Genomic DNA, 6851 nt, shown 5'->3' on the forward strand with positions numbered 1-6851 from the left:
GGTGGTGGCATGTTACGGGCTGCCGAGGCACTCCGTGTCGCAAGCCTCTCAACCTCCGTGGAGCCCGATTCATGTCACCGACCAAGAATTCAGTGCGCAAGGACGGCGCCGTCAGCGTCTCGGAAGAGACGCTCAAACTCTCTTCAAGACCGGGTTTTCTCATTCGCCGCCTGCATCAGATTCACGTTGCACTGTTCCTGGAGGAGTGCGCCGAATTTGACATCACGCCGGTGCAGTACAGCCTGCTCACCGCCCTTCGCGCCGGAGAGATGGATCAGAAAACCCTCGCTGAGAACATCGGAATCGACCACGCCACGACCACCAATGTGGTCAAGCGACTGGAGGTGGGGGGCTGGCTCAAACGCCGCACCGGGGAGAAGGATCGCCGTCGGCGTCTTGTCTGGCTCACTCCTGCGGGAGAAGTCTTGCTCGATCGCATGCATGGGCCGGCCCAGCGTGCCCATGATCGCACCGTGAGTCATCTCAAGCCGAGGGATCGGGAGCGATTCGTGGCGTATCTGACCGAGCTGGTCGAGGCCGGCAACGCTTTCGGGCGAGCACCGTTCAATATTCGCTAAGGGAGAGCACCACATGTCCATTAAGCGCCCCGCAGAAGAATCCGTGGATGAAGCAACCAGGGGCGCGGCGCTCCGGATGGCGGCGAGCCGCCCGGTCTGGGAGCGGTCCGGAACGGCTGAAGAGTTTCTCAACCTGCCCGCCGATGTGTTCCTGCATGCCGGGCCACCCTTGTCCGGGCCCGATGCCATTCCTCTGCCCATGCTGCACGGCGCATGTGCTGCACTGCTGTTTGAAGGTCGGGCTGACAGCTACGCTTCGGCGCGCGAACAGATCCTTTCCGGTGCCGTCTCTCTCCGTCCCGCACAGGACGTCGGCCTGGTCACTCCCCTTGCCGCCGTGGTGTCCCGGTCCATGTGGTTGCACCGGGTCATCGATGCGAATGGATCGAACGGTGTCGGTTATGCACCGATCAGTGATGGCACAGGGCCGGCGCAGCGCTTCGGACTGTTTGACCTGGAGGTTGTCGAGCGACTTCGATTCGTGCACGAGCAGGTGGCGCCCGCGCTCGAAGCCGTATGGGCGAAGCCCGTCGACATTCTGCCGTTGGCTCGGGAAAGCCTGAGCAAGGGCGATGAACTCCACGGCCGGGTCGGCGTCGGCTCCGCGATGCTGGGCCAGTCGCTGGGCGCGCTCTCTCTGCCATCTGCAGTTCAGGAGTACGTGAGCGGCAATCCCCAGGGGTTTCTGAACCTGTGGATGGCTGCATGCCGATGCATGGTCGGCGCGGCAATGGATGGCAAGGCCAATATGCTGGTGATCGCCGCCGGCGGCAACGGCATCGAATTCGGTATCAAGCTCGGCAAGGCGCCAGATACCTGGTTGACGGCGCCGGCAGGTGAAGTGGTCGGCCCGGCACTCCGCCCCGCTCTGGCTGCCTGCAAGCGGTTACCGGCAATCGGCGACAGTGCCTTGATCGATGCGGTGGGCCTGGGTGCTCTGGCTCTGGATGCCGCTCCGGAGCAGGCCGCATTACTCGCTGATCCCGGCCTGCTCCAGTCCATGGAACGGGTAAGGGAGCAGGCGCTGGTCGCCATGCATCCCGGTCTGCAGCGAATGGTGGGCATGAATGCCTCTGCCGTCGCTGGGGATTGCCTGCCGGGCGTCTGTCTGGCGGCGCTGGATGCGGACGGGGCGCTCGGCATCGTCGGTCGAGGCGTCGCCAGGCATCCGCTCTCCCTCTACACCTGAAAGGCCCTCCAGGTCTGCCCCAAAGGACGAGAAATCCGCACTTACTTGGTGCACTAATTAGTGTACTAAGTAAAATCTGGTGCATATTTTATTGCTCCTGCCTATCCATGTCATTGATGAACCGTATGTTTCATGTTTGGCCCCGCCCTTGCATCAGTGCTCCATGCAGTTACCAAGAACAAGCCGTGCCATCTCCGCGAGACGGGTTTGTTGCGGGGCGGCGGTACTCACTGGAGCGCAGACGATGAAAACGAGCATCTTCAACAAGAGACAGGATGGCCACGCCGCTGGGGATCACCCGAAGACGGTCAGGACACTGGGCTATATGGCGGGTCTGGCAATCGCGGGAGCGGCCATGCTCGCTGGCCCGTTGGCCTCTGCCCAGGAAACCATTCGCATCGGTGCGCCCCTGGCACTGACGGGTGGTCTGGCAGATGAAGGTTACAAGCAGCAACAGGTCTACCGCTTGTGGGCGGAGAAGGTCAATGCCAACGGCGGTATCGAGATCAATGGGCAGGCCCATCAGGTCGAGATTCTCGAGTATGACTATCAGAGTGACGGGCCACGAGCCGGTCAGTTGGCGGAACGACTGATCACCAGAGATCGCGCTCATCTCATCATGGCACCCTTCGGCTCCGGTCACACCGTGATTACCGGCACCGTGGGCGAGCGCTACCGCGTTCCGACGATCGCCTGTGTTGCCTCCTCGGAGTCCGTGTTCGCGAATCAGAACCCCTACCTGTTCGGAACGCTATCGCCCAACGCGAACATGACCGTGACGATGACCGACTTCCTCATGGAGAGGCATCCGGAACTGAGTCGTGTCGCCGTACTGGGTCGGGATGACGTGTTCCCGAAATCCATGGCTGAGGCCACGGTCGCGGCAGCTGAAGCCGCCGGCCTGGAAGTGGTCTACAACGAGTTGTATTCGGTTGGTACGCTCGACCACTCCTCGTCGCTCACCAGCATTCGCAGGGCCGAGCCGGACTGGATCTACATCACCGGCTACACCCAGGATCTCATCCTTGCCCGTCGGCAGATGTCCGACCTCAACGTGCACGCTCCCATCGTCACGATGGTGACGGGGCCTGCCTATGAAGAGTTCATCGAGGGGTTGGGTAGCCTGGCGGAGGACGTATCGTCCTCGAGTTGGTGGCACCACTCTGCAACCTACGAGGGCACGGGTGTCTGGCCGACCACGGACTCCTTCTACCAGGACTTCCTGGAAATCAGCAATGGTGCCGATCCGGACTACGTCCACGGTTCATGCGCTGGCGCTCTGGCCATGCTTGAAGACGTGCTGCCGCGAGCCGGTTCACTGGATGGCTCGGCCATCCGTGATGCCCTTGCGGAAACCGATATCGAGACCTTCTACGGCAGCATCCGCTTCGGCGAAAACGGAATGAACGAGGCGCGGGAACTGCCCATCATCCAGGTGCAGGACGAGCGAATCGTCGTCCTCTATCCGGAATCCATCGCCACTGGCGAACTGCGAATCCTGAGTCGCTGATTCGTACCGCCACCGAGCGGCCCCGGCGGTGTGCGCCGTGGGCCGCCAATCCTCAACACCGCGCGGTACCACGAGACCCTGGGGGGAGCGCATGGATTTTGGTCAGATCATCGTTAACGGGCTCGTCCTGGGCGCCTTGTATGCCTGTCTTGCCGTGGGGTTTTCTCTGGTCTGGGGCGTGTTGAACGTGATCAACATGCTTCACGGGTCCTTCATCGTGCTTGGTGGCTACCTCGCGTTCTTTGCCTGGCAAAGTTTCGGGGTGCATCCGCTGATCATGCTCCCCATCGTTGCCCTGCTGCTGTTCGGCATCGGCTATCTGGTCCAGTTCCTGTTCATCAACAAGGTCGTCACTGCGCCGGTGCTGACTACCCTGACCCTGACTTTCGGCCTGGACATGATTCTCTACAACATCATGACGGTCTACTTCTCGGCGACCCCGCGGCGTGTGACGTTGGATCTGGGCGGTATCTCCTTTCTTGGGGTCGACATGCCCATCGATCGACTGCTGGGAATGGCGCTTGCGCTGATCCTCACGGGAGTCCTGTTCTATGTGATGCGGGCCTCAAGGATCGGTCGGGCAATCGTCGCAGTGCGCATGGATCGCGCTGCAGCCGCCCTGATGGGTATCCGCGTGAATCATGTGTACGCCATCACTTTCGGCATCGGCGCCCTGATGGCAGGCGCGGCTGGTGTCATCTTCGCGATGGTTTTTCCGGTGACCACGAATCTCACCGGCATGTACCTGGGCAAGGCCTTCGTGGTCTGCGTCATCGGTGGTCTTGGGTCGGTGCCGGGTGCGTTGGTTGGTGGTCTGGCTCTGGGTCTGATCGAGAGCATCTCTGGCCACTTCTTTGGTCCCCAGCATTCGTTGACCATCGGCTTTCTGCTGATGCTCATTCTGCTGGTCGTGAAACCCACGGGGCTGGTCGGCAAGAAGGGGTATGAATAATGAGTCGTCTCGGACTTGGATTGTTTGTGCTCTGGGTGCTGCTGCTGGCCACCACCCCGCTGCATGCCGACAACTACATCGTGCGCACGGCGATCATGATCGCCATGTATTCCTCCCTGGCCCTCTCGTGGAACTTCATCGGCGGTTATACGGGCTACCCATCCTTTGCAACTGTCGCCTTCTTCGGCGTTGGTTGCTATGTGGGTGGTATTGCCCAGCGTAATGGCGTGCCGATGTTCCTGGCATGGACGCTCGCCACCATCGTCGTGGCGGCCTTCGCAGCCGCGTTGGGCGCGATCATTCTCCGTCTCAAGGGCCACTACTTCGCTATTGGCTCCATTGCGGTTGTGGAGGTTTGCCGACTGGTGATTTCCTCCTGGCGTAGCGTCACCGGGGGTGGTGATGGCCTCAATATCCCCTTGTTGCGCTGGAGTCCTGACGAGGTGGCCATCTTCTACCTGATGGTGATGATCGGAATCATGCTCATCACCTTCGCCCTCAACGTGTTCGTGGACAGGCACCGACTGGGTTTCGGGCTGCACTGCATTCGTCAGAACGAGGATGCCGCCAATATGGTGGGTATCAACACCACTTTATATAAGGTGGTGGCGTTCACGTTGTCTGCCATGTTCTGTGGCACCACCGGGGCGGTTTATGCCTCCTGGGTGGGCTACATCGACCCCACCGACGCGTTCAGCATTCTCATGACCGTCAAGGTGCCCGTGATGGTGTTGCTGGGAGGCCCGGGAACGGTGCTCGGCCCGGTGCTTGGTGCTGGAACGTTCGTGATTCTTGAAGAAATCTTCTGGGCCAACTTCCTCGACTGGAACAGAGCCGTGTTGGGCGGGATCATCGTCTTCCTCATCTTCTTCCTTCCGGGCGGCCTGCTCAAGGTGTCATACCGCAAGGTCGTGAATCGGCTGCGAGGCGCCGAGGGGGTGCGATCATGAGTCAGCCTGTTCTGCGACTCGAGAACCTGTCGCGTGCATTCGGTGGCATTCAGGCGGTTGATGACGTCTCCCTGGATCTAAATGAAGGAGAGATCGTCGGGTTGATCGGACCGAATGGCGCCGGCAAGACAACCCTGGTCAACCTGGTGACAGGTGCCCATACGCCGGATAAAGGGAAGGTGCTTTTCTTCGGGCAGGATGTGACCCGACAGAAGCCCTTTCAGGCGGCACGACGCGGCCTTTGCCGAACATTCCAGATCGTCCAGCCGTTTCCGGCTCTAACCGTGACGGACAACGTTGCCGCGGGTGCCGTGTTCGGGGGCGGCATGGACAGCATGATGGCCGCGCGCCGCCGAGCGCGAGAGTTGCTCAGTTTCGTTGGTCTGGACCACCTGGCCGAGGAAATGGCCTCCTCGCTCACGCTGCCCAATCGCAAGCGCCTGGAACTGGCCAAGAGCCTGGCGATGAATCCGAAGGTGCTGATGCTCGATGAAGTAAACGCCGGACTGAACGCCGCAGAAATCGACACAGCCCTGGATTTGATTCGCAGGATCTCGCAACAGGGCGTCACGATCCTGATTATTGAACACCTCATGAAGGTTGTACTCGGCGTGTCTCAGCGCGTGGTGGTGATGGAGCGCGGTGGCGTCATTGCTGAAGGCGACCCGCAGACTGTCGTCAACGACGAGCGTGTCATCGAAGCCTATCTGGGCAGCAAGTATGCCCAGCGCCTGAAGGATCCCACTCATGGCTGATGCTCTGCTGAACATCGAAGGCCTCGCTGCCGGCTACGGCGATGTCCAAGTCCTCTGGGACATCGGGCTGGATGTGTCCGCCGAGGAAATCGTTTGCATTGTCGGCTCCAACGGTGCCGGGAAAACCACCCTGTTGCACACCATCTCGGGATTGGTTCGCAAGTTCGGGGGCCGGATCGAGTTCGCCGGTCGCGATCTCACGAAAGCCACTGCCAACGAAGTGCTTGCCGCCGGGATTGCCCATGTGCCGGAGGGGCGCCGCTTGTTCAAGGGTCTGACGGTGGAGGATAACCTGCTGCTCGGAGCCTATCTGCGCAATGATCGGGCAGGGATCCGCCAGGATCTGGAATACGTCTACAACCTGTTTCCGATACTGAGTGAAAGGCGTCGACAGGATGCCGTCACGATGTCCGGTGGTGAACAGCAGATGTGCGCAATCGGGCGCGGCATCATGTCGCGCCCCACGCTGCTCATGATCGATGAGCTATCCCTGGGCCTGGCCCCGGCACTGGTGGAGCGCCTGGGAGACGCGCTGCGGAAGATCAATGAAGATGGTCTCACCATCCTGCTGGTCGAGCAGGACGTCATGGCGGCCTTCGAACTTGCAAGTCGCGCCTTCGTCATCGAGACCGGACGGGTCGCAACCGCAGGTCAGACCAGCGTGCTCGCGGATGACCCGCGTATCAGGCAGGCGTACCTGGGGATCTAGGTGTGGAGTCTCAATAGGTTGTCCCCGGAGAGTCCGAGAACGCTGATTGGTGGTTTTCTGTTCAGGCTACCGTGTTGGCGATGCCAATTGTAATCATGCTCCCAGCGCGGCAAGTGTGCAGCGCGTTCACGGGAGTTGCTGTAACTGAAGGCGTAGGCCCACTCCCGCAATGCGGTCTGTATGAAGCGCTCGGCCTTGCCGTTGGTCC

Annotated in this window: 8 protein-coding genes; 7 read left to right on the top strand and 1 reads right to left on the bottom strand. The window is 60.8% G+C overall.

What is annotated here, in order from left to right; translation table 11 throughout:
• The first annotated feature begins 71 nt into the window (after nt 1–71).
• The 7 genes from J2T57_RS03290 (at nt 72) to J2T57_RS03320 (ending at nt 6643) form a co-directional block, all read left to right on the top strand.
• Nucleotides 72–578: a MarR family winged helix-turn-helix transcriptional regulator gene (locus J2T57_RS03290; RefSeq protein ID WP_253474135.1), complete on the top strand. Its 507-nt coding sequence runs from the start codon at nt 72–74 to the stop codon at nt 576–578.
• A gap of 13 nt (nt 579–591) precedes the next feature.
• Nucleotides 592–1767 carry an oxamate carbamoyltransferase subunit AllG family protein gene (locus tag J2T57_RS03295; RefSeq protein ID WP_253474137.1) on the top strand — a complete coding sequence of 392 codons (1176 nt, stop codon included), beginning with the start codon at nt 592–594 and terminating at the stop codon, nt 1765–1767.
• Between the two features lie 244 nt (nt 1768–2011).
• Entirely contained in the window at nt 2012–3277 is a 1266-nt protein-coding gene (locus J2T57_RS03300; RefSeq protein WP_253474139.1) for an amino acid ABC transporter substrate-binding protein, read from the top strand.
• Between the two features lie 91 nt (nt 3278–3368).
• The gene (locus J2T57_RS03305; RefSeq protein ID WP_253474142.1) at nt 3369–4229 is read left to right on the top strand and encodes a branched-chain amino acid ABC transporter permease; all 861 of its coding nucleotides are present in this window, start codon (nt 3369–3371) and stop codon (nt 4227–4229) included.
• Complete coding sequence (locus J2T57_RS03310; RefSeq protein ID WP_253474145.1) at nt 4229–5179, top strand: branched-chain amino acid ABC transporter permease; 951 nt, start codon at nt 4229–4231, stop codon at nt 5177–5179. Before J2T57_RS03305 ends, J2T57_RS03310 begins: the two co-directional genes overlap by 1 nt.
• A complete protein-coding gene (locus tag J2T57_RS03315) occupies nt 5176–5934 on the top strand; it encodes an ABC transporter ATP-binding protein (RefSeq protein WP_253474148.1) in 759 nt (252 codons plus the stop codon). The genes J2T57_RS03310 and J2T57_RS03315 overlap by 4 nt, the downstream gene beginning before the upstream one ends.
• Nucleotides 5927–6643 (top strand): ABC transporter ATP-binding protein, encoded by a 717-nt coding sequence (locus J2T57_RS03320; protein ID WP_253474151.1) that lies wholly within the window; start codon nt 5927–5929, stop codon nt 6641–6643. The genes J2T57_RS03315 and J2T57_RS03320 overlap by 8 nt, the downstream gene beginning before the upstream one ends.
• Here J2T57_RS03320 and J2T57_RS03325 read toward each other — a convergent pair.
• The coding region (locus tag J2T57_RS03325) for an integrase core domain-containing protein (protein WP_253474154.1) at nt 6640–6851 on the bottom strand (212 nt) is incomplete at its 5' end. The two genes, J2T57_RS03320 and J2T57_RS03325, sit on opposite strands and share 4 nt — an antisense overlap.

Source organism: Natronocella acetinitrilica (assembly GCF_024170285.1).
Classification (GTDB): Bacteria; Pseudomonadota; Gammaproteobacteria; order Nitrococcales; family Aquisalimonadaceae; genus Natronocella; species Natronocella acetinitrilica.